The sequence below is a fragment of the Pseudomonas sp. NS1(2017) genome, assembly GCF_002269425.1.
Taxonomy (GTDB): Bacteria; Pseudomonadota; Gammaproteobacteria; order Pseudomonadales; family Pseudomonadaceae; genus Aquipseudomonas; species Aquipseudomonas reactans.
On sequence record NZ_CP022960.1, the window covers coordinates 3,569,282 to 3,594,987 of the forward strand.

Below are 25,706 nucleotides of genomic sequence, written 5' to 3' on the forward strand. Positions count from 1 at the left end.
GATGAATCAAGTTTCCAGAAACAAGCACAGCGAAGTTGCCAGTTATTCCACGCAGTACACGGCGGATTTCGTCGAGCGTTGGGATGAGTTGATCGATTGGCAAAAACGCAAGGCAGGGGAGGACGGGTTCTTCGAGAACCTGTTGCGCAGCCACGGTGCGCAAAAGGTGATCGACGTGTCGACGGGCAGCGGTTTCCATGCCGTTCAACTCACGCAGGCGGGGTTTGAGGTGGTCGCCACGGACGGCAGCAGCACCATGTTGACCAAGGCGCGGGCGAATTTTCGCAAGCATGGCCTAAACATTCAGTCCCATTACCGTGACTGGCATTCACTGGACTCCCAGGAGCTTGGTCAGTTTGACGCCGTGGTGTGCCTGGGCAGTTCGTTGTGCCATGTCTTCGCCGCCCACGAGCGGTTGCGGGTGCTGGCGAAATTCCGCTCCTTGCTCAAGCCGGGTGGCTTGCTGATTGTGGATCAGCGTAATTTTTTCGCCATTCGTGCCGGCAAGTACAAGGCCAGCGGCAATTACTATTACTGCGGTACGCATGCGTCGGTCAGTCTGGGGGAGGTCAATGAGCGTCTGTGTGAGTTCATCTACTCCTTTGATAATGAAGAACAGTACCGGCTGCAGGTGTATCCGCTGTTGCCGGGTGAATTGAAGGGGGAAGTGCTCAAGTCCGGGTTTACCGACCATGAAAGTTACGGTGACTTTGAGCGTGACTACGACATGATGGATTGTGATTTTGTCATCCACACGGCGCGCGCTGAATAGGGAGGGTTTGATGAGCACACTCGTACAGAGCAATGCCCGGCCCTTGGACAGCGTCGTATTGGCGGTGGTCCTTACCGGGTTCGTGGCCAGCACTTATGGCTTTGGCGTCTACCTGTTCGCCAACCTGGTGGTGGACATGCGCCGCGACATCGGTTTCGACTACACCACGGTGGGCCTGATCACCGGTGGCGCGCAGATCGGCTTCCTGCTGTTTTCATCGGTGACAAGTTATATCAGCCGGTTTTTCGAGGGTTGGAAGATCAGCCTGGTATCAACGGTGATGACGTCCCTGGCGCTGCTGGGGTTGAGTGTCAGTCACAGCATTTGGCTGTCGGGCGCGTTGCTGATCTTGCTCGGCGGCTGTTCCGCCTCGGTGTACATCCCGTTGGCGGAGATTGTCGCGAAGGGTTTCAGCCCCGGCAATCGCTCGCGGGTCATGGGGCTGATTTCCAGCGGCACCAGCTACGGCGTATTCATCAACGGTTTGCTGGTGTCGTTCCTGACCTTGAATGGTGGCTGGCGCTCGATCTGGCTCACCGCCGGCCTGATCTCGGTGGCCCTGTGCGTGCTGGCCTGGTTTCTGTTACGCAACCTCGCCGCGAGCCAGGACACCGGGTTTTCCGGGGAGCGCGCCACCGCCTTCGACAGTCGACAGCCCTGGCTCAGTCGTTCGTTGTACCTGACCTGGGCCATCGCCTTTCTCAATGGCATGGCGTTGCTGCCGTTCCAGACTTACCTGGCGCCGTTCCTGCGTGATGAGTTGGGTGTGTCGGTACAGGACACCGGGTTTATCTGGACCACCATCGGCGCGGTGGGCATGGCGTCGGGCTTCCTGGTGGGGTGGATTGCCGACAAGGTGGGCGTACGTGCGTCGCTGGCGATGTGTTTCCTGAGTGCGGGGCTGGCGGCCACCTTGGTGTTCAGCTTCAACAGCCTGCCGTTGTTCTACCTGGCGGCGTTTCTGTTTGCGCTGGCGTTTTATCCTATCTTCGGGCTGGTCCCCAGTTACATCGGGCAAATCGTGCCGGTCAGCCGGCTGACACAGGCTTTCGGGATTGCCAACGTATTGATCGGCCTGGGCGGCGTGTGCGGCAATTTCCTGGGCGGGTTCTCCAAGGATTTGACCGGGTCCTTCTCGACGGTCTACTGGGTGGTGGCACTGTTGCTGTTCGCGCAATGCGTGATGGTGTTCCTGTTGGGTAAACAGCCTGTTTCGATCAAGGAGGGCGAGCAGCCATGAGTTATTTTCCAGACACGCCGCACCGGAACCTGCACGCGTTTGCGTTCAGTCACCGTTCTGGCATGAAACACAACCCCGTGGTCATCTGGATGACCGGGCTCTCTGCGTCCGGCAAGTCGACCATTGCCGATGCGTTGGACAATGCCCTGCAGGAACAGGGGCGGATCACTGCCATTATTGACGGCGATTCGGTACGTAGCGGGCTGTGCCGAGACCTGGGTTTTACCGACAGCGACCGCGACGAGAATATCCGGCGTGTCGCCGAGGTGGCGCGGCTGATGCTGGAGGCGGGGTTGATCGTGATCGTGGCGCTGATTTCACCCTCGTCGGCGAGTCGGCACTACGCGCGCTCGATCATCGGCAACGAGTGCTTTGTTGAAGTGCATGTGGACGCGCCGTTGGAAACCGCCGAGCAACGTGATCCAAAGGGCCTTTATAAAAAAGCCCGAGCGGGCTTGATCAAGAACTTTACCGGTATCGACTCCCGTTATGACGTGCCGGTATTTCCGGAAGTGCACTTGGACACCCAGGCGCTTTCAGTGGAACAGTCGGTTGCGACGATTCTTGATTGGCTGGCGCATAACGACGTTCGCACTTAGCCGTCTGTCTTTGCGCGGGGGTGACACGCTTTGCACGCTGAAAAAACAAGGTAATCTGCGCCATCGCAGGGAGAACGCGTTTTTTCAGGAGTAGGCATGACACATTTCACGGGCACTGCAAAATCGATCCGTCTGATTGGTGGGGCCCGGGTATTGGACTTTATCAATACCACCAACGGGCGTCGCCCTGGCACTTCGCTAAAGGTCATAGAGGAGCGACTCACCAGCTTTCAGTTCTTCTTCGAGTGGGCATTGCATGCGTCGTTGATCTCGGCCCGAGAGTTTGATGACTATAAGCCGATGGTGTTTGCGTCATCCATGGCCTACCAGCCGGACCTGGACGCGATCATTGCCTTCAGGGAATGCCTGTACGCGGTGTTCTATCCGTTGTCGTTACAGAGTGCCGCGCCCGAGGACGCTTTGCAGCATATAAACCAGATGTTCCAGCAGGGCGTTGCCTGGCGGGTGCTCCGTTCCGTGGAGGGCAAACCTGCCTGGGCGTGGAAGCCCTGCACCACGGCGCAGGAGCTGACGGCCATGGTGCTCGGGCGCTTGGCCATCGAGGCCACGCAGTTACTGGTCTCCGGTGATCTGCACGCATTGCGCATTTGCGGCGCCGCTGACTGCGATTGGGTGTTCTTCGATATCTCCAAGAACAAGCAGCGCAAATGGTGCCAGATGAGCGTCTGCGGCAGCCGCGAAAAGCTCAGCCGACTTAAGCACGTGGCCAGCACTGATTAGTTTGAGGTCATCCGGCGGGTAGCAATTGCCCCACTTAATAGGAAACATTACTATTCACGCCCCGCCTACCCAGTGCACCCGCGATGATCCCTCAGCCGCCCCGCAGAACAGGCTTTTTCGAACATTACGAAGAGTTGATCGGAACCTGGACGCGCCGGCTGAGAAACCGTCAGCAGGCCGAGGACCTGGCCCACGACACCTTTGTGCGGGTGTTGGAATCAAGCGCCGCTCAGGTTGAGCAACCGCGCGCTTATCTGCATCAGACCGCACGCAACATCGCAGTGGACGCCTATCGACGCGAAGACCGTCGCGAAGCCATCACGCTGGAAGCCTTTGACCAGCGCTCGCCCCACAGCGGCGACCCGGAGCATTTCATGCACGCGATCCAGTTGGCGGACTCAATCGAGCGGGCCTTGGCTGAGCTGCCGCTCAACTGCCGCAAGATTTTCATCTGGCAGAAGATCGAAGGCCTGACCCAGCAGGAAATCGCCGAACGCCTGGGGCTGTCTAAAAACATGGTGGAAAAGTATATGATCCGCACCCTGCGGCATCTGCGCGACCGCCTGGACGCGATGGCGCCATGACTGCCCGCTTTGAAACAGGATCTTCCATGATGGATAACCGTGCCCGAGACGAAGCCGCGCAATGGTTTGTGCGCCTGCAAGACGCCGAGTTGAGCGCTGCCGACCGCCAACGCTTTGATGCATGGTGCAACGAGCATCCCGATCACCAGTATGAATTCGATGTGTTGCAAGGCCTGTGGAGCGCCACGGACTTGCTACCCAAGGCGCGTTTGCAGGCGTTGTGTGAGACCCCGGTAGAGCGGCCCAAGCGCCGCGCCGTGTTGCGTTATGCGGTCGCCGCCAGTGTGGTCGCCGTCGCTCTGGGTTTGGGCCTGGTCAGCGGGCTCGATCATCCCAAACCCTACAGTGCCGAGTTCAGCACGCGCCTGGGTGAACATCGCCAGGTGGCCTTGCCCGACGGTTCGGTGATGGACCTCAACAGCCGCAGCGTGGTCGCGGTGCATTTTGAAAAAGGCCGGCGTGGCGTGGAACTCAAGCAGGGCGAAGCGATGTTCAGCGTCGAGCATGACACCAGTCGACCCTTTGTGGTGGCCGCCGGGGCAGGGCAGGTGACGGTGACCGGCACGCGCTTTGATGTGCGTCGTGATGAAGACCAGACTCGCGTGATGGTCGAGGCCGGGACCGTGAAGGTGCAAGGGCATTCAGCGGACAAGGTGGTGACGCTGACGGCAGGCCTGGGTACCCACGTCGACAACAAAGGGTCGGTGGCAGCGGCCTACGCCGTGAACACCGAAGAATTGACCGCCTGGCGCACGGGCAAGCTGGTCTTCAACAACGCTTCGCTGGGCGAAGTGGCGCGCGAGGTTTCGCGTTATCGCGAGCAACCGCTGCGGGTCAGTACGCCTGCGGTGGGTAGCCTGCGCCTGACCAGCGTGTTCAAGGCTAACGACACCGACGCCTTGCTCAAGGCGTTGCCGCACATCCTGCCGGTGGCATTGCGCACCTTGCCGGACGGCAGCCAGGAAATTATTTCACGCTGACATTCAGGTTTTTTTCGAGTTCTTCGTCTTCTCCTGCAACTGCAACTGGTTTGCATTAACAGCCGCATACTCTTGCGATCACAGGACTAGGTTCGACGTGAAAAAACTCGCCATCCACAACAATAAAATCTCCCGCTGGGCGCCGCTGGCCCTGGCGCTCGCAGTCAGTGCCGCGCTCCCAGCGGCCTATGCGTCTGACGCCATTCATATCCAGGCCCAGCCCCTGGGCGCGGCGCTGAGCCAGTTGGGCCAGCAGACTTCCCTGCAAGTGTTCTTCAGCCCCGAGCTGGTCGCGGGCAAGCAGGCGCCGGCAGTAGACGGCAACCTTTCCCCTGAACAAGCGCTGCGCCAATTGCTGCAAGGCAGCGGCCTGGACTATCAGATTGACGCCGGTTCCGTCACCTTGCGCCCGCTGAACAGCGGCACCGGTGAAGCCGGCTCGCCCCTGGAGCTGGGGGCCACCGACATCAAGGTGGTCGGCGACTGGCTCGGCGATGCCAACGCTGAAGTGGTGCAGAACCATCCCGGCGCACGCACAGTGATTCGCCGCGAAGCCATGGTGGAGCAGGGCGCAATGAACGTCGGCGACGTGTTGCGTCGTGTGCCAGGCGTGCAGGTGCAGGAATCCAACGGCACCGGCGGTAGTGATATCTCCCTCAACGTCGGCGTACGTGGTCTGACGTCGCGCCTATCGCCACGTTCTACCGTTCTGATCGACGGCGTGCCAGCCGCATTTGCACCTTATGGACAGCCGCAATTGTCGATGGCACCGATTTCCGCCGGCAACCTGGACAGCATCGACGTGGTGCGCGGTGCCGGTTCCGTGCGTTATGGGCCACAAAACGTCGGCGGCGTGATCAACTTCGTGACCCGTGCCATTCCCGAGAAATTCTCCGGCGAAGTCGGCACCACCCTGCAAACCTCCGCCCACGGCGGCTGGAAGCACGTGGACAACGCCTTCATCGGCGGCACCGCCGACAACGGTATCGGCGCCGCTTTGCTGTACTCCGGGGTCAATGGCAACGGTTACCGCAATAGCAACAATTCCAACGACATCGACGACGTGATCTTCAAGACCCATTGGGCGCCGACCGATCAAGACGACTTCTCGCTGAACTTCCACTACTACGACGCCAGTGCCGACATGCCCGGCGGCCTGACCCAGAAGCAGTTCGATGCCAATCCGTACCAATCGGTGCGTGACTGGGACAACTTCAGCGGTCGCCGCAAGGACGTGTCCTTCAAGTACATCCGCCAGATCGACGACCGCACTCAGGCCGAAGTGCTGACTTACTATTCCGACAGTTTCCGCGGCAGCAACATCGCCAACCGCGACCTCAAGACGATCGGCTCCTACCCGCGCACCTACTACACCTTTGGCATCGAGCCGCGGGTGTCCCATGTGTTCGACGTGGGCCCGAGTACCCAGGAAGTCAGCCTGGGCTATCGCTACCTCAAGGAAGGTATGCATGAGCAGGCCACCAGCCTGAACCTGGTCAACAATGTGCCGACGCCGGGTGGGCAGAGCGATGGTCACGTCTACCAGGACCGCACCGGAGGCACCGAGGCCAACGCGTTCTATATCGATAACAAAGTCGATATCGGCAAGTGGACCATTACGCCCGGTATCCGCTTCGAGGACATCCGTACCGAATGGCACGATCGCCCGGTGGTTGCCTTGAACGGCACCCGTACCCAGGAAAAGCGCCGCGAAGTCCACAACAACGAACCACTGCCGGCCTTGAGCGTGATGTACCACATCTCCGACGCCTGGAAACTGTTCGCCAACTACGAAACTTCGTTTGGTAGCCTGCAATACTTCCAGCTGGGCCAGGGCGGCACCGGCGACCAGACTGCCAATGGGCTGAACCCGGAAAAAGCCAAGACCTACGAAGTGGGTACGCGTTACAACGACAATGTGTGGGGCGGCGAACTGACGTTCTTCTACATCGACTTCTCGGATGAGCTGCAATACGTCAGCAACGATGTGGGCTGGACCAACCTCGGTGCGACCAAACATACCGGCATCGAAGCCTCGGCCCATTACGACCTGTCGAACCTGGACCCGCGCCTGGACGGCCTGACCGCCAACGCCGGTTTTACCTACACCAAGGCCACCTCGGAAGGCGACGTACCGTTCAAGGGCCGTGACCTGCCGCTGTACTCCCGTGAAGTCGCCACATTGGGCCTGCGTTACGACATCAACCGCTGGACCCACAACCTGGATGTGTACGCCCAGTCGGGCCAGCGTGCGCCAGGCACGACCAGCACCTACGTCACCCAGGGCACGGCTGACGGTCAGTACGGTGATATCCCAGGTTATGTCTCGGTCAACGTGCGCAGCGGTTACGACTTTGGCGAGCAGTTGTCCAACCTGAAACTGGGCGTGGGCGTGAAAAACGTGTTCGACCAGCAGCACTACACCCGTTCCAGCGACAACAATGCCGGGTTGTACCTGGGCGAGCCGCGTACCTTCTTTGTACAGGCCAGCGTCGGGTTCTAATCTAAGCAGTGCCGCTCTTCCTGCTTGGGTTGAGCGGCGATGCCTACCGATAGAATGGTTTGTCTCTCGCACCTTCTGATGCTCTTCCTACCTTGATTCTGGAAACCTTCAGCCGTCTCAGGAACCGGCTCCCACAGTTCTGCCACTCAGGATAGGTCTGCTCCTGCCGGTTTTCTTGATGACTCGTAGAGTCCCAAGGACGCTGGAACAGTGATGACAGGCGCCTGACTACATCGAACTGGAGAACTAGAATGTCGGTATCCGCATACAATCAGAACGTCGCTTCTAATTTTGATAACACATCCCCCGGAGCGGAAAAACCCAGTAACGAACGGTCTGCCACCGCAACACGTGCTCAGGTCACGGCAGGCATCGATTTCACCTCGCATTCCAGTCATTGCGGCCCGGTCTTCGTCTGCCCGCCTCCGCGTCCGACCCCGGTGTTGCCGGACCCTTATTTTTCAAAGCAGAGCAACGAACAATTGGCCCAGGCGCTTTTGAACAATTATGGCGCGTTCAGGGGGGGCTGGCCTTCGCGCTCCGTCACGAAACAGAGTTTGGAAAAAATGGCCAATCGAGATTTGACCGGTAACCCTTCAACGGACGCGAATATTCGGCTGGCGAACGAACTGCTGCGTCGTCCTGGGCTGCTGCAATCGCTCGATCGAAATGGCAGCACCGGTGGACTGGACAAGCGTTTGTCCAGGGATGACATCAGAAGCTTTATTCAGTCAGATAATCCTTTGAAATCGAAAGACGATAAGCAACTCGTTCAGGAAATGCTGAATCATTTCAATGAATTGAAAGGTGGATTCTTCAGCAGCACGATCAAGCTTCGTGACCTCCGTGCGCTTGCGATGCTACATCCACGCAGCGATCATCTCATCCAGTTGGCGCGGGAGGTCATGGCGCGTACGAACCTGATGTCGGCTATGGACAACGTTCACAGTTGGCAGCGCGATGGAAAAATTTCTCGACAGGAATTGTACGCACTGCTTCGTTAGACATGAGGCCAACCTCTGCCGTACCACGCAGCAGAGGTTGGCGAGTGCTCGGCGCAGCCAATACAACCCCGTCATGCAGGAACGGTTTGCGAGTGTGTACTCCAACGAAAATATCCACCGGATCAGGTCTGGACTATGAATTCGACATCACTTGAATCCCGTTATTCTCAGTACAAAATCCCGACCTTGGCCGCACCTGCGCAGGAGGCGGAAAACCCCAGAGAACCTCTGGGGCTCTATCTCACATCTTCGCCCAGGTTCAGCTTCAAGGCGCCTACCGCGGAAGATTTTGACAAAGGTTCTCGGGTCATCATTGAAGACTCGACCCACGGTCCTGTTATGTCACTGTTCTCCAGTTTTTGGAGCAAGTTGTCCCGTCGTTAGGTCCTGCCGTTTTCCCACCTACCGATACCATTTCTGGGGCATGGAAGCCCTACCCAATGAACGGGTTACAAACACTCAAGATTCATTCAGGAATGTGCGGCGTTTTTGACGACAGTCTTTGGAACCATCGTTTTCTTCGAGCCACTCAATCAGCGCTTTTTGCCACGATGATTTCGAAGTGTTTTCGAGGATCAGGCGAGCAAGGCCCAGGTTACGGAATCTAGATAGGGTGGAGGTAAATCATGACTGAGAGTGTCAATGCTCTGGGCTTTACACAACCGGTAGCACGTGTGGGGGGCGATTCTTACGCGTCATATACGCGCGGGGTTAACGATTACCGTTTTCCGAACAGCTCCGAACGGCACTTTGACGGTCAAAACCTATACGGGGGAATGAAGAACGTTGGGAACCCTTTTACCCGTTCAGATGACCATCTGCTGGCGACCGACCTGAAGAACGATTTGCCATTGCTGGACCCCTTCAAAAAAGACGGCAAGCTGACGTTGTCTTCCTTTAACGATGCCATCGCAAGTAGCAATGTCCCAGAGCGCACACGCAGGTTGTTGGAGGCGATACTCAACCGGCCCCGAATGACGGAGGCGATAACTGGAAAAGGTGGGGACGTCACGGTTGATAGTCTTTCTGACGCCACCATGACACTACACGGCAATACCGATCCTAATATCGAACACAAGAATCCGTTCGAATCGAAAAGCAATAGACAGGTTACCGAGGCGTTCCTTAGCGTGCTTCCTGATTGGAAAGACACAGACTGTGGTCGTAACGCGTTTTCTGAAGAACATTGGTACGTCAGCGCAGACAAGATTAAGGAAATTGCTTCCAACCCAAACTTTACAAATGTGAGCGGTAATGTTGTGATCGATCCTGCCACGCGGAGTCCGAGAAAAAAATATAGGGCTTACGATGTACACTTGGCCAACGCGATCATGGACAGGCCAGAGTTAAGAGCGTCTTTAGAAGGTTACAACGCCAATGGTGACTCCCGTCGGTAGTTTAGACCACGATGATTGGTATAAGAACTACAGCGTTGGATGCTGGATAGAGAACGACAAGGCAGAGAAGGGCGAGTAACACGTGCAGTGGTGCATGAGCCGCTTGATAAACTCAAATGACTCATGCCGTCTTACGCTCACACCCGCAGTATCTTCCCACTCACCGCCACCGCCGCCAGCAGCACACCGATTAACAGGAACGCGGTGGCCAGGCTGCTGCCATGGGCGATGAACCCGATCATGGCCGGCCCAGCCAATATGCCGGCATAGCCCAGGGTGGTAATGGCCGGCACCGCAATGTGTTCTGGCATGACGGTCTGCTTGCCGACAGCGGTATAGAGCACCGGCACGATGTTGGAGCAACCTGCGCCTATGAGTGCATACCCCAGCAAGGCCATTTCCCAGGCCGGGGACAATGTGGCGAGGAATGTACCGGCGGCCGCCAGCGCGCCGCCAGCCACGATCACCCGGGTAGCGCCCAGCCGACGCACGATGGCATCACCGGTCAAGCGTCCGGCCGTCATGGTCAAGGCAAAGGCTGCGTAACCGAGTCCTGCATAGGCTTCATCCAGGCCGCGTTCGGCACTGAGAAACACCGCGCTCCAGTCCAGCACCGCGCCTTCGGCCAGGAACACGATAAAGCAGAGGCAACCGATGAACAGCACCACGCCGTGGGGCACGGCGAACGCTGGGCCCGAACTTTCACTGCCGTAGGGCAGCAGGTGCGGTGCGGCCTTGAGCAGTGCAGCCAGCGTGATGACGATCACCACCAGGGTCGCCTGCAGTGGCGACAGTCCTAGCCCCAGTAGCGCCGAAACGCCCGCTGCACCGACAATCCCGCCCAGGCTGAACAGTCCATGAAAGCCCGACATCATGGTCTTGCCGCTGGCGCGTTCGACGATCACCGCCTGCAAGTTGACCGTGGAGTCCACGGTGCCGAGGCCGGCGCCAAACAGAAACAACCCCGCCATCAATAACGGAATCGAACTGACCGTCGCCAGCATCGGCAATGCCAGGCAGATCATGATCGTCCCAGCGCTGAGCACGCGTCGGCAGCCAAAACGCGACGCCAACGCACCGGCGGCGGGCATGGCAATGATCGAGCCGACCCCCAGGCACAACAGCAGCAGGCCCAGGGTGCCTTCGCTCAAATCGGCACGGGCCTTGGCGTAGGGCACCAGCGGCGCCCAGGCTGCAATACCGAAGCCGGCAATGAAGAAAGCGATACGGGTCGACATTTGCTCCAGCCGTCCGGGAACCACGGGCGCTGAGGTGGGGATGGCAGTCATGAAAAATCCTTGGTTTTGCGTTCTAAGAACGATGTCCGGCGTGACATCCTTGCACATCAGGCCATGAGGCGCGAGCCGCGTTCCGTTGGGATGGCGATGGTCATGAATTTTATTTTTACACATCTGGAACGTCGATACGGTTCGTCGCCACACAAGCAGTATCGAGTATGTAGGAGGCGGTCTGGAAGGTGCGTAATCCCTGTGGGGGCTTTTGAACCCCAGGGTTCTCGCGGTGGATTACCACCTTCCAGGCCGCCTTCGGCACCTGGTCAGGCAGACGTTGGCCCATAGACGTTGACTTCAACCACCTCGGCGCCCACTACCCGTACCAGCAGCATCCCTCTGGGATGGGTTTCCTTGCCCTTGTAACTCTCGATTACCACCCTATCCGCTGCTGTGGCGTGCAGCGACAGGCGGCGGGGATTGCGCAGGAGTTTGCGGACCTCGGCGTCCACCGGGAAGGAAGGCTGGCCCCCGCGTACACTGTCGCAAAAAGCCATGACGACTGCGCGGGGTGCCGGTGGCGGTGGAGAAGGCAAGCCCGCGCTGGCGAACAGTTGGTTGAGTTGATCGGCCGTTGCCACCGCACGGGGGAACCCTGTGAAAGCTGACGCAACCAGTAGCAGTTCGGTCAGCTCACCCGGCGCGAGGCCTTCTGCGAGACTGGTCTTGAAGTGCACGCTCAGCGGCGGCCCGATCATGCCCGCTGCCACAATCGCCGCAAAGATCGCGGCCTCTTGCAAGCGAGGGTCAAGGCCGGGGCGGCTATGGAGATAGCCGTACACCACGCCTACCGCCAATTCACCGAGGGCGGGTGCCGTATGGAACAGCGCATCCAACCGTGCACCGCCATCCGGCACCAACTCGATAAATGTCTTGCGACCTTCTCGGTATAGGGTTTCAACGGGACTGTGTGGGGTGATTGTCTTCATGCTTGCATCCTCCAGCGTGAGAGGACGGCGTTTACTCGACTGCGCACGGACTTCGGCCTGATGACAACGTCCATCCTGGGAAACTGAGAGTGTAGTGCTTGCAGGATGGCGTGTAGCATCGAGATCCCACACAATCTGCTCCTTCTTCAGCACATGCCCAGGTGGATGATCTCATGGCACTGTTCTATGACGCCCGCGGCAATATCTATGGCGTGGTCAGCCCGGCCTCATTGAGAGACGCGGGCATTGCTGTACCCGAGTGCGCTGCGCTGGCTGCGCGTACCCGCAGCAACTGGGCATCGTCGGCTATCGCCGCCGAATGCAGTTGGGGCTCGCTGCCGCGTTCGGCCGGTGCCAAGGCCCATCGCTGTGATGGCTTGCTGGTCGGGCCGTTCCAGGCCGAGCCGCCATTTGATCTGCTGATCGTCAACACCGACGGTTCCTTGGCCGAACGCAGTGGCAACGGCTTGACGATTTTCGCCCAGGCACTCACTGACCAGGCCCTGATGAGCGGAGCCTCTGAGTTGCGGGTGCATCACGACAAACCGGACGCGCTATCACCGGTGACGACACGGGTTGAAGCGGCAGTCCGTGAACAGGTTGCGGGGTTCTGGCTTGAACTGGGGGTGCCCGGTTTCGGGCCCGAAGCGGTGGGGGCGCAGACGGGTGTGGATGAAACTGAACCGAGTCATGTGAGCGAGTTGGCGGCGATCAACCCTCAGTGGGCAACCAGCCAATTTGTGCGGGTGGGTAATCCCCATTGCGTGACGCTGGTCGAGCAGGTGTCGGCATTGCCGGACAACCTGAAGATGCAGCAGCCCGCGCTTTACGAACCGTTGAAGGCGATTGCATTTGCGCCCCCTGCGGGTGGTGGCCGGCCTTGTGCGGCAGGGATCAACCTGCAATGGGCGGCGCGCCAGCCTGGCAATCGAGTGTTCGCGCGGGTGTTCGAACGAGGAGAGGGGCCCACTGCGTCTTCCGGAACCAGCGCCAGTGCGGTGGCTTGTGCGGCGTGGCGGGCGGGTTGGGTCGAGAGTGGAGAGGTTGCAGTGGTGATGCCAGGTGGCATTGCGCCGGTTCGCTTGCAGACTGACGGCGAGACGGTCCTGAGCGTCAGTCTGTTCGGTGCTGCGCGGCTGCAAGCATGAAGTTGTTTAACGGCTGACACTGTGAGTCGGTGTCAGCCGTTTCTATGTTAGTTAGTCATGTTTATGTAAGTCGGTGTAGGGCATTTCTTGTTATTAAGAAATGGCACGTTGGTTTGTTTTATTTTTTGTAATAGATACTTCCAGCTTGGTTGTACGAAACTTCTTTTTTATTTTCAAATGGCCGAATCCTGCCTGAAATGACTAAGCTTTGAGACGTTCCAGCGCTTTTTCTCGGTAACTAATTCGATGTTTGACGAGAGGGCGTATCTCAGGGTGTTCATTCATTAGCGGCGGGTAACAACGGATGGTTAACGCGTTTTTTTCGTCACGTTTCAATCTGGTTCTTCCACCTGTAAATATCGACTTGCAAGTCCTGGCATTCAAAGGCAATGAAGTCCTCGATCAACCTTTTTTCATCCACATACAGGCGATCAGCGAAAACCCTTCCCTTGACCTGGAGGCGCTGCTCCACCAACCCGCCTACCTGGCTTTCGGTGAAGCGAACGAAGGCCTGCATGGGCAGGTTTACGCCATCGGCCGGGATGACCCCGGTCGGCGCACCACGCGTTATCATCTGACGCTGGCGCCACGCCTGGCTTATCTTGCGCACCGACGCGACCAGCGGATTTTCCAGCAGCGCAGCGTGCCGCAGATCATCGCGCAGGTCCTTGAGCAGCATGGCATCCTGGCGGATGCATACGCCTTCGAGCTTGGCCCGGTGGTTTATCCGCCGCGTACGTTCTGTGTGCAGTACGCAGAAAGTGATCTTCACTTCATCCAGCGTCTATGTGAAGAAGAGGGCATCCACTACCATTTCCGCCACAGTGTGGACAATCATCTACTGGTATTTGGCGATGACCAGACGGTGTTTCGGCGTTTACCTGCGCAACACTACAGCGCTCCTGGCGGGCCGCAAGCCGATGGGCCGGTTATCCAGCGGTTCGACGTGCGCCTGGGCATCCGCAGCCAAAAGACGGTGCGCCGTGATTACGACTTCGAACATCCTGCCTTGCAGCTGAACGACTGCGCGGGTGGCGCGGCGACAATCCCCCTTGAGGACTATCAGTACCCTGCAGGATTCACCGGTCATGTCCGTGGCAAGCAGTTGGCAGGTCGGAGCCTGGAGCGTCATCAGCGCGACCGGCATCGGGCATTGGGCAAGAGTGATCAGCCAGTGCTGCGCAGTGGGCACTTCCTTGAGATACGAGATCATCCTGACTCATCCTGCAACGACCTGTGGCTGATCACGTCAGTGCGTCATGAGGGTTATCAACCACAAGTGCTGGAGGAAGCAACGCCGGCAACCGAGATGTTCCAGGGCTATCGCAATCGTTTTACCGCAACACCTTGGCAGGCCGTGCATCGGCCGCCCCTCAGGCACATCAAGCCGACCATCAATGGCAGCCAGACCGCAACCGTGACCGGTCCCGCCGGTGAGGACGTGCATTGCGATGTCTATGGCAGGGTGAAGGTGCGCTTTCACTGGGACCGCCTGGACAACGCGGATGATAAAAGCAGTTGCTGGGTGCGGGTGGCGTCCGGGTGGGCCGGTGATGGGTTTGGCGCAACGATGATCCCCCGTGTGGGCATGGAAGTGCTGGTGACCTTCCTGGACGGTGACCCCGATCGCCCGTTGATCAATGGCTGCCTGCCGAATGCGTTGAACCCGCCGGCCTATCCCTTGCCGCAGCACAAAACCCGCAGCGTGTTGCGCAGCCGCAGTTCCCGTGGTGGCGAAGGCGCCAACGAGTTGTTCCTGGAGGACCGTCATGGCGAGGAGCTTGTCTACCTGCGTGCGCAGCGGGACCTGGAGCAACGGGTCGGCAATGACAGTCGGTTGGAGGTCGTGGGGGAGCGACGAGAAGTCATCCATGGGCTAAGCACGGTTTACTTGGAAAGCGAAGAGCATCGTCAGGTCAGCGGCGATCGCAAAGTGCTACTCAAAGCGAGCGACTACCTTGATGTGCAGGGCGATAGCCGGACCCACGTGGCTCAGACGTTGGTCATTGAGGCTGGGCAACAACTTCACCTCAAGTCCGGTGCCAGCCTGGTAATCGATGCCGGGGCGCAACTCAGCCTCAAGGCAGGTGGAGAGCATCTGGTCATCCAGGCTGGAGGCATCTTCAGCAGTCGTCCCATCACCCTGGGCGGTTCACCGTCTGTGACCCAATTGACGAGTGCCTTGAAGATGGCCGGTGCGCCAGAAGTCTCCAAGGTACAAGGTACGATTATGAACCTCGCCAGGCAGTTGGGGGCGGACTACTGCCCGGTGTGCGAGCGATGTCGTGAAGGCCTGTGTGATTTGCCGGCGAGGGCCGCCTGATGCAGAACATGCCGGGACAATGGATTGCCCGACAACAGCAGGCTGGGCGACACCTGTGTTTGATCCTCGACGGGCAGAGCGCCGCGCGCGAGCCGCTGCTGGCGGTGCGCAGCTTGTCGGACTATCGCAGCCTCTATGGTGAGACGGTACTGGCGGAGTGCGGGGTGGAAGGACCTGTGATCCTGCTGTTGAAGCAGATGAGCGAGCCTGCATTACGCGACCTCTTGCAACAGCCCGAGAATAACTGGGGTTGGCTGGGCAGTTTACCGTGCGAGGACCTGACGGGCGTGACTCGGCACTGGCGCGACCGTTTGCTGACGGGACCGCAGGGCGAGCAGTCGCTGTACCGCTTTCACGATAACCGTACCCTGGCGCGTGCGCTGGATTATCTATGCCCGGACCAATGGCCGGTATTCCTCGGCCCCTTGATCAGCCTGTGCTACTGGCACGAAGACCGCTGGCGCACGGTCGACAACCCGACTCCCGGTGAATATCCGCTGCCTGATCCGGTCCCGTGGCTGAACACACCCAACCCAAACGCGGATGCCATTCTGCACGCCAATATCCTGCGTTACCTGTTGGCCGAACATAGCGAAGACCTGGTCGCATTGGTGGAATTCCAAGACCCGAGAGTCTGGCTGAGCCAAGTGTTGGAGCAGGCCCGTATCTGGCAATGGCGGGGGCCGGAGCAATTGGAGTTTCTGGTGGTGCGACGACTCGAAGAGGCCACACGCAACAGTTTCATTCGGTGGCAACCTCTGGCTGGAGAGGCACCGGGGGATCACTTTGAACGGGTGGTGGAGCAGTGGAGACTGATGGGGAAAAAAGATGGGTAGGCGAAGGCTTGGTGTGTGGGCTGTGGTGGGGATGCTGGGACTGACGGGGTGTGCGGGCAAGGCGGTTGACCGCTTTACGCTGGAGGTGGATCTGCCGGCGGAGTTCCGCTTCATCGGTGGTGCCAACTATGGACCTGCGACCGGGGAAGTTTGCACGTTACCCTGGCGTCGGGGGAAGCGACCGGAGCGGAAGATTTTTATTGCGAGCTACAAGCCTGTGGCCAAACGCGTGAGTGTTGAGCTGCCACTGAGTGAAGTGATTGAGGGCTGCCCTACGGTTTTGCGGAGTGTGGATTTTGATATGTATGCGAAATGGGGGACGCGAGATACGGATGTTGGGGGAGACCTCACCGGTTTCCCAATTCTAGATGATTCGGACGTTGATGAATCGGGGATGCCAGCGACGGGGGTTCAGGAGTTGCACCGGCGTTGTCAGTGGTCGTTTCGGACGGTGGGGCCGCAGCACGCGGTCATCAAGATTCTAAAATGCAGCTATCCGAGTACAGCGAGTTCGTTGTCAGGTCTTGTGCAACGAGATCAGTTACCAGGAAAAACGCTCAGGATGGTGTTGACTGTCGTTGATGAGGAGGAACCGGCTGTTGGCGATAACTGGGTAGCCGTACCAGGCGGCTGGAAGCGCTGTAAAGGTAAAAACTTCGAGGACCTTTATGCGTTTTGTAACGGCAACACCTCCGACTTTAAACCTATAAAAATGCCGGATGGTCGCGTCTGTGATGTCTATCCGTCGTGTAAATAACAAGGAGCAAGGCCATGAAACTGGATGCACGGAAGCAATCTTTTTTCAGTGATAGTAAGCCGGCGTGTTCACTGCGCGGGGATTGGGTGAGCTTTTGCCTGGTTGATGAACTTGGCGTGGGAACGGCATATGGTGGCCTGTCTTACACCATCTACGATAGTGCAGGGCAGGAGTACAAAGGCAGGCTCAATGGAGAAGGGTTCGCAAAGCTGCAAGATATTTATTGTGGGCCCGTGGTACTTGCTTTTGATGACCTGTATTCAGGCGAAGAGCACCCATATCATTGGCTGATGGTGCGTCCCACCTACAAACTTCCCATCACCGAGCTTCAAGTTCGGGCTGAGCAGACTCGCTTTGCTGCCGCTGATGGTCGGCGCCCCGAAAGTAATCCCGCTCAGCAAAAGGCCAACCGGTTCTATCAGGTGGATGTGCGTGATTTAGTCCGTCATGTCGCCCACTTGCCACCTGTTGCGCAGCGGAGTCATCAACCCCAGAGGCATGCATTAAAAATGATGGGTGACCTGGGATTTGGACCCCCTCAATCAAGCTTGGCAGGAATCGTGTTGTTTCCTAACAACCACACTGCTTTGGAGGTCCGACCACTACGGGCCTTCCGCCCGATACTTTCAACCGATGACAGCTTCTGTGCCTTGAATCTCTATCAACTGGCATTGATGGCTACTTTGAGTTACTGCAATTTCGGTCAGGAGCCATCTAAAAGTCCCCAAGACCAAGTTCGCTTCCCTCATGATCCCAGCGTTGGGCACCTATTCGCTGAAGGACTTTCGGGCTACCAAGAGGCATGGCGGTTCGATGCAGAACAGGTGCAGCGTTTCTACCCCATTTACGAGGAGGTTCCTTACTCTCAACGCTTCGAGATTCTGCCCTTCGATCCTTCTTTGTATCCACAAAATCGACCGGAGCTTAGGGATAAACAAGAACATCCAGCACGGTTGCACTTTTTCGATGATGAGCATTTTGGGACAGATACCCAAGCGTTTATCACGCACCACGAAGAGGTAATCCTGATTGCAGTGCGTGGAACTGCCAGCGCCGCAGACGGGATGCGAGATGCAAATGCCCACCAAATCCCTTTCACAGAAGGGGTCGGTAAGGTCCACCAAGGTTTTTATCAGGCTTACCGGGCAATGCGAGATTTCGTGCTGCGCTACCTTGACCAATTTCACTCCGGCCAACGAATAATTATTTGCGGTCACAGCCTCGGCGGTGCAATTGCTTTGCTATTGGCAGAAGGGTTACGTCGTACTCAGGACCGTAACTACAACATCCTCCTCTACACCTACGGCGCCCCCCGCGCCGCCGACGCCGAATTCACCGAGGGCGCCTCAACCCTGGTCCACCACCGCATCGTCAATCACAACGACCCCGTCCCCAGCGTCCCGGCTCCGTGGATGAACACCACCGCCAAACTCTGGATCCCTGGCGCCATCACACTGTTCAGCGCCCCCGCGCCGGGCGGCCTGTTGTTCGCCGCCGGTTTGGTGCGTTTGGGTGGAAACCCTTACCAACACCACGGCGAACAACACCATTTCATGCCGATCATGTTGCCGGACGGCACGCAGTCTTCGGTGCTGTGGAAGCCCGGTTGTGAGTCTATCCAGGAGGCCGGTTGCAACCGCGCCTTGCAACTTCATGGCGATATGCCCGAACGGGATAACCTGCTGAAACAGCTGTTCCAGGCCAACCAGCATTTCATGACCGCCAGCTACATCCCGGCGGCCTGGGCGACGCTGCGTCGCTGGCAACAAACCCAGGAAAGCAACGGCCCGCTGGTCACGCCAAGAGAGTTCGAGTTGCTCGACCTGGCACTCGAGACCATGCGCGAGCAACTGCGCAACAAGCGTCGGGAGCTGGCCCGTCTCAGGCCCGCCAACGATCGGGGCTATGAACATCATGATGCCTTGAACAGCGAGATCGATCGCTTGCACACCAGCCGTGAGCGCCTTGCGACCCTGCGCTGGCGACGCCTGGAAGCCCGTGATGTCTACGGCAGCCAGGCCCATAGCGCCCACTTGCAGCCCAGCCTCAAGCGCTGGTTCAGCCACCGTGAAAACCGTGAACTGTCGCAAGTTGCCCGCATTCCTCCCGCGCTGCATCACGGATGGAGGAGGGCGCAAACGCTGGATATCGACTCGATCGTCTGAGCCTGGCTTTTACACGAACTCCACCTGCGCTGGCTGACGCTTCATCAACACCTTGCCGTTGCGAATCGAGTACAGCGGCAAGCCTTGGCTGCGGATGACCTCGTAGTCGCTGCCTGCCGAAAGGATCAACAGGTTGGCTGGCCTTCCGGCCTCCAGGCCGTAACGGTCCCCCAGGACCATGGCCTTGGCGCTGTTGTCAGTCACCAGGTCGAGTGCGCTTTGCAGATTGCGGTAGCCGAGCATGTGGCAGATGTGCAAACCGGCTTCCAATACCCGCAGGATGTTGCCGTTGCCCAGGGGATACCAGGGATCGACGATGGAGTCCTGGCCGAAACACACGTTCATGCCAGCTTCCAGCAGTTCATTGACCCGGGTGACGCCACGGCGTTTCGGGAAGCTGTCGAAGCGGCCTTGCAGGTGAATGCTCTCGGTGGGGCAAGAGACGAAGCTGATCCCCGAGTGCCCCAGCAGACGGAAGAGTTTGGCGCAGTAGGCATTGTCGTAGGAGCCCATGGCCGTGGTGTGGCTGGCGGTGACGCGGGCACCCATGTCGCGGCTGCGGGCTTCTTCGGCCAACACTTCGAGAAAGCGTGAGTGCGGATCGTCGGTTTCGTCGCAATGCACGTCCACCAGGCAGCCGGTACGTTCGGCCAGGTCCATCAGGAACTTCACCGAACTCACGCCCTGGTCGCGGGTGTATTCAAAGTGCGGGATGCCGCCGATGACGTCGGCGCCCAGGCGGATGGCTTCTTCCATCAGTTCGCGGCCATTGCGATAGGACTCGATGCCTTCCTGGGGGAAAGCGACGATCTGCAGGTCGATCAGGTGCGTGCTTTCTTCACGCACTTCCAGCATGGCCTTGAGCGCGGTGAGGTCCGGGTCGGTGACATCGACGTGGGTGCGCACATGCTGGATCCCGTGGGCAGCGAGCGCCTGGATTGTCTTTTTGGCGCGGACCTTGGTGTCTTCCTGCGTGATGGTGGCTTTGCGTTCGCCCCAGCACTCGATGCCTTCGAACAGGGTGCCGCTCATGTTCCAACGCGGTTCGCCGGCCGTCAGGGTGGCGTCGAGATGGATATGGGGTTCGACGAAGGGTGGAATCACCAGGTTGCCGGCGGCGTCCAGGTCGTCGGCTGCGGCTATCGGTGATCCCGATTGCCGCGTGATGCTGGCGATCCGGCCATGTTCCAGGTGCAGATCATGCAGGCCTTCACGGTTGCGCAGGCGGGCGTTGATGATGTGCATGGGCAAGTTCCTCTTGGCTAAAAACAATCAGGCAGACAGTCGCCAGATCATCAGCGCAATGCCAATGTCCAGGCGATCATAAGCATTATCCAGCGTCAGTCCGCAGAGGGCTTCGATGCGCTGGACGCGGTGCGTCAGGGTGTTGCGGTGCACGGCCAGCCGCTGAGCGGCGGCCACAAGGTTACCATTCTCGTGGAACCAGGCTTCCAGGGTGGGCATCAGGCTGGGGCCATGGTGCAAATCATGGCGCAGCAATGGGCCGAGGCGTTCATTCAGGAACTGGTCGAGCAGGGCGCGATCACGTACGCCGCTGAGCAATTTGAGTACGCCCAGTTCGTCGTACACGCACAACCCGGCGCGCTCGCTGAAGCGTCGCGCAGCGGCGAGCGCCTGGCGGGCTTCATCCTGCGCCTGGGCCAGGCGTGCCGGTGGGTGAGCGGCGGCGCTCAGGCCGATATACAGTTTGAGCGGTGCCAGGCGCAGGTTCAGCGGCTTGAGCCAGTTGGCCAATTGCTGGCGGTTAGCCAATGCTGCGACAGCATCCGAAGCCGGGAGCAGCATCGTCCATTGCCCAGCCCGCCCCAGTACCGGCAAACCGGGCGAGAGTTGACGCAATCGACGGCTGATACCGTCATGGTGGCGGGCCAAATGCACCTCCACAGAGGCCGCATCACCCTGGGCAAACAGCAACTCACTGCCTTCCAGTTGCAATTGAGCCACCTGCCAATGCCCGGCCAATGGCATGCCCAGTTGCGAGGCTCGATGCAGCAACACCTCCAGTGATTGGTAATCGCCAGTCAGCAAACGCTCCAGCACATCATGCTTCGAGCGTCCCAACTGTTCGGACTGGATCAGTGCCGAACCAATGGCCTGAGTCACCAGCACCATTTTCAACGAGTAAGGCTGCTCGATCAGTGGCATGCCGGCGGCTTCGGCGGCGTCGAGTAGGCTCGGGGGAATCGCCTGGATATACGCGGGCCCCGTCAGGACCACCAGCCCGGCCACCTGACGGTCACAGGCTTCCTCCAGCAATTGCAGCAGGTTAACCTCATCGCGTGGGTGATTGATCCCCGTGACGAACACCAGTTCGCCCCCCAGCACCCACTCGGCGATCCCGCTGTTTTCCGCCACATACGGCCAACGCACGCCGTTATCCAGGCCAGCCGCGCCGGCACGCAGGCGCATGGACTCCAGGCCCGGCAAGGCCAGCACATCGGCGAGGGTCAGGCTCATGCCTGGGCGTCAGCCAAGGGGGTACGCACGCGCAGTATGGCGGTGAGCACGATGTAGGTCAGCGACGCGGCCACGATACCCACCAACGGTGCGACCCAAGGTGAGTTGAACGCCAGCACGGTGCCCACCCCATAGGCCACCAGCCCCGGCCAGTTGAATGCCGGCAGACGCGCATCCGCCAGGCGCGGGTAGTGGCCGCGATAGCGATAGAAGAAGTCCGCCATGATCACCCCGCCAATCGGCGGGATCACCGTGCCCAGCAGAATCAAGTACGGCACCAGCATGTCGTACATGCCAAGCAACGCCAGCAGCGTGCCGATCACCGCGCCGGCCAGGGTCACGGTCTTGCGGCGTTTGGTGCGCAACAGGTTGCAGCCGGCCACCGCGAAGTTGTAGATGGTGTTGTCCTGGGTGCTCCAGATGTTGAGCAGCAACATGGCCATCGCCGCCATGGCAAAGCCCTGCAGCAGCAACACTTCGACCACATCCGGTTGCTGATAGACGATGGCACCGTAGGCACCGATCAACACCATCAAGCCGTTGCCGATAAAGAAGCCGATCAGGCTGGCCAACACCGCCACCTTGGCCGAGCGCGAAAAACGCGTCCAGTTGGTGGCCTGGGTTGCGCCGCTGACAAAGGTGCCGAACACCAGGGTGATCGCCGTGGACAAGTCCAGTTCACCGGTCGGCACCACCGCCAATAGCCCATCCAGCCCGCCGACTTTTACCGTGGCCACCCACATTGACAGAAACAACAGGATGCCCATGGCCGGCACCGCGATGTAGGACAAGATCTCCAGCCCGCGATAACCAACGTACGCCGTGGCGCAGAACACCAGGCCGAACAGCACCATCAACGCCAGCACGCTGCCTTGGCCCAGCTCGAAATACTTGCCCAGCACCACGGCAGCCGTGGCGGTGCCCCAGGCATACCAGCCGATCTGGGTGAAGCCGAGGATCAAGTCACTGAGCTTGCTGCCCACTTCGCCAAAGCAGAAGCGCCCCATCAACACCGAATTCAGCCCGCTCTTGAAGGCGATGTAACCCAGGCCTGCGGCGTAGATACCCAGCAGCAGGTTACCCAGGGCCACGACGCCGAGCATCTCGGTAAAGCTGAACGCCACCCCCAGCTTGCCGCCGGCAAACATGGTCGCAGTAAAAAAGGTAAAGCCCAGCAGCACCATGGCAGTCGACGCCAGGCCCTTGCGCGCGTGCATCGGGACTTCGCTGAGGGGGTAATCGTTGCCCGGTTCTTGCTGCGTCATGTGCCTTGCTCCCTGAATGAGTGACGCAGGCCTATTGCACCGCGCGTGCCAAACCGGCAGCAGTGACGAGCGCACGACGGGTGCTGTGCACCGTGCACAGTATTTATAGCCAAACAGGGGAAAAACGCAGGCAGGAATGTTCGCCGTGCCCTATCGGGCACGAAAGCGGTGCAGCAGTGATACAAATTGGATCAGTCGAACAGCGTCTGGGTGGTCTCGCCACGGTGGAAGGCGAACGCGGCTTCCAGATCACTTTCAATGGTGCGCCCCCGCGACAGCGGTGGCAGCTCGTCCAGACGGAAAAAGCCCACTTCGGTGGTCTCGAACCCCGCCATCGGTGCCGACTGATCCACCGGATCACAGAGGAAGTACAGCTTGTAGAAGTCACGCACATCCGGTCGATACAAACCCTTGGCCTTGTGCGTCACGCTGTACAGGGCCCGCGCCGTTACCGTCAGGCCGGCTTCCTCGCGAATCTCCTTGACGATGTTTTCCGCCGCCGACAGGCCGATATCCGCATAACCTCCCGGTAACGCCCAGCAGCCGTCAGTCACCTCCCGCACCAGCAGGATGCGGTCACCTTGGATGACCGCTCCGCGCACGTCGATCATCGGCGTTGAGTAGCGTTTGGCGAAATCCGTAACCAGCCCGCTGATACGCTCCAAGGGCACATTGCCCAATTGCGCGAGCATGCTGTGGGCAATCTCGGCAATTTCTTCCAGCCGTTCGCGTTCGAAATCATCGGTGCAAAAGTGCAGCCCCGTGGATGCCAGCGCCTGCAGGCGTTTGGCCTGGGCCAGCCAAGTGTTCTCCATGGGTTACTCCGCGAGTTGTTTGGTCATGTACACCCGGCGCAGGCCGTGTTCTTCGGCCCGGTGGGTCTCGACGTAGCCTCGACGGGTGTACTGCGTGATGTTTTCGGTCATGGCCTCGTTGGTGTACAGCCGAATGGCCGCGAAGCCGGCATCGAGCGCCTGGCGTTCGGCAAAGTCCATCAGGATCCGCCCGTAGCCCAACCCCTGGGCGTTCGGGGCGACGGCCAGGTTATCCAGCAACAGCGCGTCGCCATCATCCAACAGGATAATAAAGCCCTGAACGCTCCCGGCATTTTCCAGCACATGTACGCCTGCGGCCTGCACCAACTGGCGGTAATCCTCCAGCATCGGCCCGGGCTTGCGGCCGATCCGCTCGATATACGGCGAGTAGGCCGCGTGGACAATGGCCTCGATGGCAGCAACATCAGCAGCAGTGGCGGGACGCATCATTGCAGCGGGCTCCTCAGGACAATCGATCAGTCTGCCGGCGCTTCGAAGATGCCTTCGATAGGCCGCTCGAACACCTTGGCGATCTTGAACGCCAAGGGCAAGCTCGGATCGTAGCGGCCGGTCTCGATGGCGTTGACGGTTTGGCGCGACACCCCCAGGCGCTCGGCAAGGTCGGCTTGGGACCAACCCAGTTCCGAGCGCAACTGGCGCATCAGGTTGTTCATTGGTAGCGCCTTGTGCCGATGATCGTGGCGACGCACCAGACGCCGCCCATGATCGGCCACACCATAAAGGCCGACAGCCGTGGGAAGCCAGCGGTTTCCAGGAACCCGTAGCTGAAGGTCGTCAGCGCCGTGCACACAAAGGCCACGGCCAGCGCCTCCAATTGGATCTTGCGGCCCATTTCATCCATGGCGTTCAACCGACGGATGATCGCGATCGCCATCGCGATCATCGGAATGACCGGCAGCAACGCCAAGGCAATTTTGCCCGCGCCGTCGGGCATGGACGACATATAGGCGCTGGAAACCACGACGCACACCAGATACGCCAGCAGGGTCACCGTGAATTCCACCAGGAAGCGCTTGACCGACATAACCATCTCCATGAGTAAAGGGTGCTTTACATTAGGCACAGGCTATTACCGTGTCAAGGGTGCTTTACATGGAGGCGTGTCAGGCACAAAAAAACCACCGCGCAGGGTGGTTTCTTCACATCGCAGGTTTACTCGCCGCGATAGATGCAACCGCTGGTGCAGGTCTCGTGGATACGAATCGCACTGAGCTCAGGCAGCAGGGGTTTCAATTCATTCCAGATCCACTTGGCCAGCACTTCGCTGGTGGGGTTTTCCAGGCCTGGGATGTCATTGAGGTAGTTGTGGTCGAGGCGTTCATAGAGCGGCTTGAAAATCGCCTTGATCTCCGAGAAGTCGCGAATCCAGCCGGTATGGGGATCCAGGTCGCCGCTCAGGTGGATCGCCACTTTGAACGAATGCCCATGCAGGCGCCCGCATTTGTGGCCTTCCGGTACGTGGGGCAGGCGGTGGGCGGATTCGAATGTAAATTCTTTGAAGATTTCCACAGTGTTTTCAGCTCGGTCAGGTATCTGGCAGGCGGCGAGTTTAACAGCTTGAGCCCTTGCCGCGCATACCGTCCCTCTGTAGGTGCCGGCTTGCTGGCGAAATATAGATTGCATGTGGCGAGGGAGCTTGCTCCCGCGGGCGGTCTGACAGGCGACAATAATCTAACTATCACCCCGCGATCCAACTGTAGGAGCTGGCTTGCCAGCGATGGCGGCCTGACAGCTGACCTGGATGTTGGATCTGACCGGGTACATATCCGTTATTTAGGTAACGGCCGCCTATGGTTCCGCTCTTACAGCGGCTCACTTTTGGAAAGGCCCAAAAGTAAGCAAAAGGCCTTCGCCCCA

At 59.1% G+C, this 25,706-nt stretch carries 24 protein-coding genes; 14 read left to right on the forward strand and 10 right to left on the reverse strand.

All coding sequences use genetic code 11. The features are described from left to right. Position 1 precedes the first annotated feature (1 nt). The 9 genes from CI807_RS16995 (at position 2) to CI807_RS17040 (ending at position 9,820) form a co-directional block, all read left to right on the forward strand. Positions 2-772 (forward strand): bifunctional 2-polyprenyl-6-hydroxyphenol methylase/3-demethylubiquinol 3-O-methyltransferase UbiG, encoded by a 771-nt coding sequence (locus CI807_RS16995; protein ID WP_095015437.1) that lies wholly within the window; start codon positions 2-4, stop codon positions 770-772. A gap of 10 nt (positions 773-782) precedes the next feature. Further along, positions 783-2,012, forward strand: coding sequence for a nitrate/nitrite transporter (locus tag CI807_RS17000; RefSeq protein WP_095015438.1), 1,230 nt, complete (start codon positions 783-785; stop codon positions 2,010-2,012). Then, the gene (cysC, locus tag CI807_RS17005) at positions 2,009-2,611 is read left to right on the forward strand and encodes an adenylyl-sulfate kinase (protein ID WP_095015439.1); all 603 of its coding nucleotides are present in this window, start codon (positions 2,009-2,011) and stop codon (positions 2,609-2,611) included. The genes CI807_RS17000 and cysC overlap by 4 nt, the downstream gene beginning before the upstream one ends. 96 nt (positions 2,612-2,707) lie before the next feature. Next, positions 2,708-3,352, forward strand: coding sequence for a CGNR zinc finger domain-containing protein (locus tag CI807_RS17010; RefSeq protein ID WP_095015440.1), 645 nt, complete (start codon positions 2,708-2,710; stop codon positions 3,350-3,352). Positions 3,353-3,435: 83 nt separating this feature from the next. Further along, positions 3,436-3,936: a sigma-70 family RNA polymerase sigma factor gene (locus CI807_RS17015; RefSeq protein WP_095015441.1), complete on the forward strand. Its 501-nt coding sequence runs from the start codon at positions 3,436-3,438 to the stop codon at positions 3,934-3,936. Positions 3,937-3,962: 26 nt separating this feature from the next. Then, entirely contained in the window at positions 3,963-4,916 is a 954-nt protein-coding gene (locus tag CI807_RS17020; protein ID WP_095015442.1) for a FecR family protein, read from the forward strand. Positions 4,917-5,013: 97 nt separating this feature from the next. Beyond that, complete coding sequence (locus tag CI807_RS17025) at positions 5,014-7,419, forward strand: TonB-dependent receptor (protein WP_095015443.1); 2,406 nt, start codon at positions 5,014-5,016, stop codon at positions 7,417-7,419. A 251-nt stretch (positions 7,420-7,670) separates the two neighbouring features. Beyond that, on the forward strand, positions 7,671-8,423 hold the full coding sequence (locus CI807_RS31835; RefSeq protein WP_256578517.1) for a hypothetical protein: 753 nt from the start codon (positions 7,671-7,673) through the stop codon (positions 8,421-8,423). A gap of 626 nt (positions 8,424-9,049) precedes the next feature. Then, entirely contained in the window at positions 9,050-9,820 is a 771-nt protein-coding gene (locus CI807_RS17040; RefSeq protein WP_095015445.1) for a hypothetical protein, read from the forward strand. Positions 9,821-9,957: 137 nt separating this feature from the next. Here the strand turns inward: CI807_RS17040 and CI807_RS17045 are convergent, their stop codons facing one another. Both CI807_RS17045 and CI807_RS17050 read right to left on the reverse strand, forming a co-directional pair. Further along, positions 9,958-11,109, reverse strand: a complete 1,152-nt coding sequence (locus CI807_RS17045) for an MFS transporter (protein WP_095015446.1) — start codon at positions 11,107-11,109, stop codon at positions 9,958-9,960. A 269-nt stretch (positions 11,110-11,378) separates the two neighbouring features. Continuing rightward, positions 11,379-12,041 carry a carboxymuconolactone decarboxylase family protein gene (locus CI807_RS17050; RefSeq protein WP_095015447.1) on the reverse strand — a complete coding sequence of 221 codons (663 nt, stop codon included), beginning with the start codon at positions 12,039-12,041 and terminating at the stop codon, positions 11,379-11,381. Between the two features lie 173 nt (positions 12,042-12,214). Between CI807_RS17050 and CI807_RS17055 the strand changes: the two genes are divergently transcribed. The 5 genes from CI807_RS17055 (at position 12,215) to CI807_RS17075 (ending at position 19,270) form a co-directional block, all read left to right on the forward strand. Then, positions 12,215-13,189: a hypothetical protein gene (locus tag CI807_RS17055; protein WP_095015448.1), complete on the forward strand. Its 975-nt coding sequence runs from the start codon at positions 12,215-12,217 to the stop codon at positions 13,187-13,189. Between the two features lie 304 nt (positions 13,190-13,493). Then, the gene (tssI, locus tag CI807_RS17060) at positions 13,494-15,512 is read left to right on the forward strand and encodes a type VI secretion system tip protein TssI/VgrG (protein ID WP_095015449.1); all 2,019 of its coding nucleotides are present in this window, start codon (positions 13,494-13,496) and stop codon (positions 15,510-15,512) included. Further along, complete coding sequence (locus CI807_RS17065) at positions 15,512-16,348, forward strand: DUF4123 domain-containing protein (RefSeq protein ID WP_095015450.1); 837 nt, start codon at positions 15,512-15,514, stop codon at positions 16,346-16,348. Before tssI ends, CI807_RS17065 begins: the two co-directional genes overlap by 1 nt. Further along, a complete protein-coding gene (locus CI807_RS17070) occupies positions 16,341-17,105 on the forward strand; it encodes a hypothetical protein (RefSeq protein ID WP_095015451.1) in 765 nt (254 codons plus the stop codon). Before CI807_RS17065 ends, CI807_RS17070 begins: the two co-directional genes overlap by 8 nt. Positions 17,106-17,119: 14 nt before the next feature. Further along, on the forward strand, positions 17,120-19,270 hold the full coding sequence (locus CI807_RS17075; protein WP_095015452.1) for a lipase family protein: 2,151 nt from the start codon (positions 17,120-17,122) through the stop codon (positions 19,268-19,270). Between the two features lie 9 nt (positions 19,271-19,279). On the opposite strand, the gene codA is transcribed toward CI807_RS17075, so the two are convergent. From codA to queD, 8 genes are all read right to left on the reverse strand, one after another. After that, complete coding sequence (gene codA, locus CI807_RS17080; protein ID WP_095015453.1) at positions 19,280-20,515, reverse strand: cytosine deaminase; 1,236 nt, start codon at positions 20,513-20,515, stop codon at positions 19,280-19,282. Between the two features lie 27 nt (positions 20,516-20,542). Continuing rightward, positions 20,543-21,748: a PucR family transcriptional regulator ligand-binding domain-containing protein gene (locus CI807_RS17085; RefSeq protein ID WP_095015454.1), complete on the reverse strand. Its 1,206-nt coding sequence runs from the start codon at positions 21,746-21,748 to the stop codon at positions 20,543-20,545. Beyond that, complete coding sequence (gene codB / locus CI807_RS17090; protein WP_095015455.1) at positions 21,745-23,013, reverse strand: cytosine permease; 1,269 nt, start codon at positions 23,011-23,013, stop codon at positions 21,745-21,747. Before codB ends, CI807_RS17085 begins: the two co-directional genes overlap by 4 nt. A 191-nt stretch (positions 23,014-23,204) precedes the next feature. After that, a complete protein-coding gene (locus CI807_RS17095) occupies positions 23,205-23,828 on the reverse strand; it encodes an NUDIX hydrolase (RefSeq protein WP_095015456.1) in 624 nt (207 codons plus the stop codon). 3 nt (positions 23,829-23,831) lie between these two features. Then, positions 23,832-24,278: a GNAT family N-acetyltransferase gene (locus tag CI807_RS17100; protein WP_095015457.1), complete on the reverse strand. Its 447-nt coding sequence runs from the start codon at positions 24,276-24,278 to the stop codon at positions 23,832-23,834. 26 nt (positions 24,279-24,304) lie between these two features. After that, the gene (locus tag CI807_RS17105) at positions 24,305-24,502 is read right to left on the reverse strand and encodes a helix-turn-helix transcriptional regulator (RefSeq protein WP_016980040.1); all 198 of its coding nucleotides are present in this window, start codon (positions 24,500-24,502) and stop codon (positions 24,305-24,307) included. After that, a complete protein-coding gene (locus CI807_RS17110) occupies positions 24,499-24,873 on the reverse strand; it encodes a hypothetical protein (RefSeq protein ID WP_095015458.1) in 375 nt (124 codons plus the stop codon). The genes CI807_RS17105 and CI807_RS17110 overlap by 4 nt, the downstream gene beginning before the upstream one ends. A 128-nt stretch (positions 24,874-25,001) precedes the next feature. Next, positions 25,002-25,358, reverse strand: a complete 357-nt coding sequence (gene queD / locus CI807_RS17115) for a 6-carboxytetrahydropterin synthase QueD (protein ID WP_003190259.1) — start codon at positions 25,356-25,358, stop codon at positions 25,002-25,004. Positions 25,359-25,706: the final 348 nt, after the last annotated feature.

Coding starts and splice junctions, on each gene's coding strand:
- CI807_RS16995 (WP_095015437.1), top strand. CDS start 2: ATGAATCAAGTTTCCAGAAACAAGCACAGCGAAGTTGCCAGTTATTCC.
- CI807_RS17000 (WP_095015438.1), top strand. CDS start 783: ATGAGCACACTCGTACAGAGCAATGCCCGGCCCTTGGACAGCGTCGTA.
- cysC (WP_095015439.1), top strand. CDS start 2,009: ATGAGTTATTTTCCAGACACGCCGCACCGGAACCTGCACGCGTTTGCG.
- CI807_RS17010 (WP_095015440.1), top strand. CDS start 2,708: ATGACACATTTCACGGGCACTGCAAAATCGATCCGTCTGATTGGTGGG.
- CI807_RS17015 (WP_095015441.1), top strand. CDS start 3,436: ATGATCCCTCAGCCGCCCCGCAGAACAGGCTTTTTCGAACATTACGAA.
- CI807_RS17020 (WP_095015442.1), top strand. CDS start 3,963: ATGATGGATAACCGTGCCCGAGACGAAGCCGCGCAATGGTTTGTGCGC.
- CI807_RS31835 (WP_256578517.1), top strand. CDS start 7,671: ATGTCGGTATCCGCATACAATCAGAACGTCGCTTCTAATTTTGATAAC.
- CI807_RS17040 (WP_095015445.1), top strand. CDS start 9,050: ATGACTGAGAGTGTCAATGCTCTGGGCTTTACACAACCGGTAGCACGT.
- CI807_RS17045 (WP_095015446.1), bottom strand. CDS start 11,109: ATGACTGCCATCCCCACCTCAGCGCCCGTGGTTCCCGGACGGCTGGAG.
- CI807_RS17050 (WP_095015447.1), bottom strand. CDS start 12,041: ATGAAGACAATCACCCCACACAGTCCCGTTGAAACCCTATACCGAGAA.
- CI807_RS17055 (WP_095015448.1), top strand. CDS start 12,215: ATGGCACTGTTCTATGACGCCCGCGGCAATATCTATGGCGTGGTCAGC.
- tssI (WP_095015449.1), top strand. CDS start 13,494: ATGGTTAACGCGTTTTTTTCGTCACGTTTCAATCTGGTTCTTCCACCT.
- CI807_RS17065 (WP_095015450.1), top strand. CDS start 15,512: ATGCAGAACATGCCGGGACAATGGATTGCCCGACAACAGCAGGCTGGG.
- CI807_RS17070 (WP_095015451.1), top strand. CDS start 16,341: ATGGGTAGGCGAAGGCTTGGTGTGTGGGCTGTGGTGGGGATGCTGGGA.
- CI807_RS17075 (WP_095015452.1), top strand. CDS start 17,120: ATGAAACTGGATGCACGGAAGCAATCTTTTTTCAGTGATAGTAAGCCG.
- codA (WP_095015453.1), bottom strand. CDS start 20,515: ATGCACATCATCAACGCCCGCCTGCGCAACCGTGAAGGCCTGCATGAT.
- CI807_RS17085 (WP_095015454.1), bottom strand. CDS start 21,748: ATGAGCCTGACCCTCGCCGATGTGCTGGCCTTGCCGGGCCTGGAGTCC.
- codB (WP_095015455.1), bottom strand. CDS start 23,013: ATGACGCAGCAAGAACCGGGCAACGATTACCCCCTCAGCGAAGTCCCG.
- CI807_RS17095 (WP_095015456.1), bottom strand. CDS start 23,828: ATGGAGAACACTTGGCTGGCCCAGGCCAAACGCCTGCAGGCGCTGGCA.
- CI807_RS17100 (WP_095015457.1), bottom strand. CDS start 24,278: ATGATGCGTCCCGCCACTGCTGCTGATGTTGCTGCCATCGAGGCCATT.
- CI807_RS17105 (WP_016980040.1), bottom strand. CDS start 24,502: ATGAACAACCTGATGCGCCAGTTGCGCTCGGAACTGGGTTGGTCCCAA.
- CI807_RS17110 (WP_095015458.1), bottom strand. CDS start 24,873: ATGTCGGTCAAGCGCTTCCTGGTGGAATTCACGGTGACCCTGCTGGCG.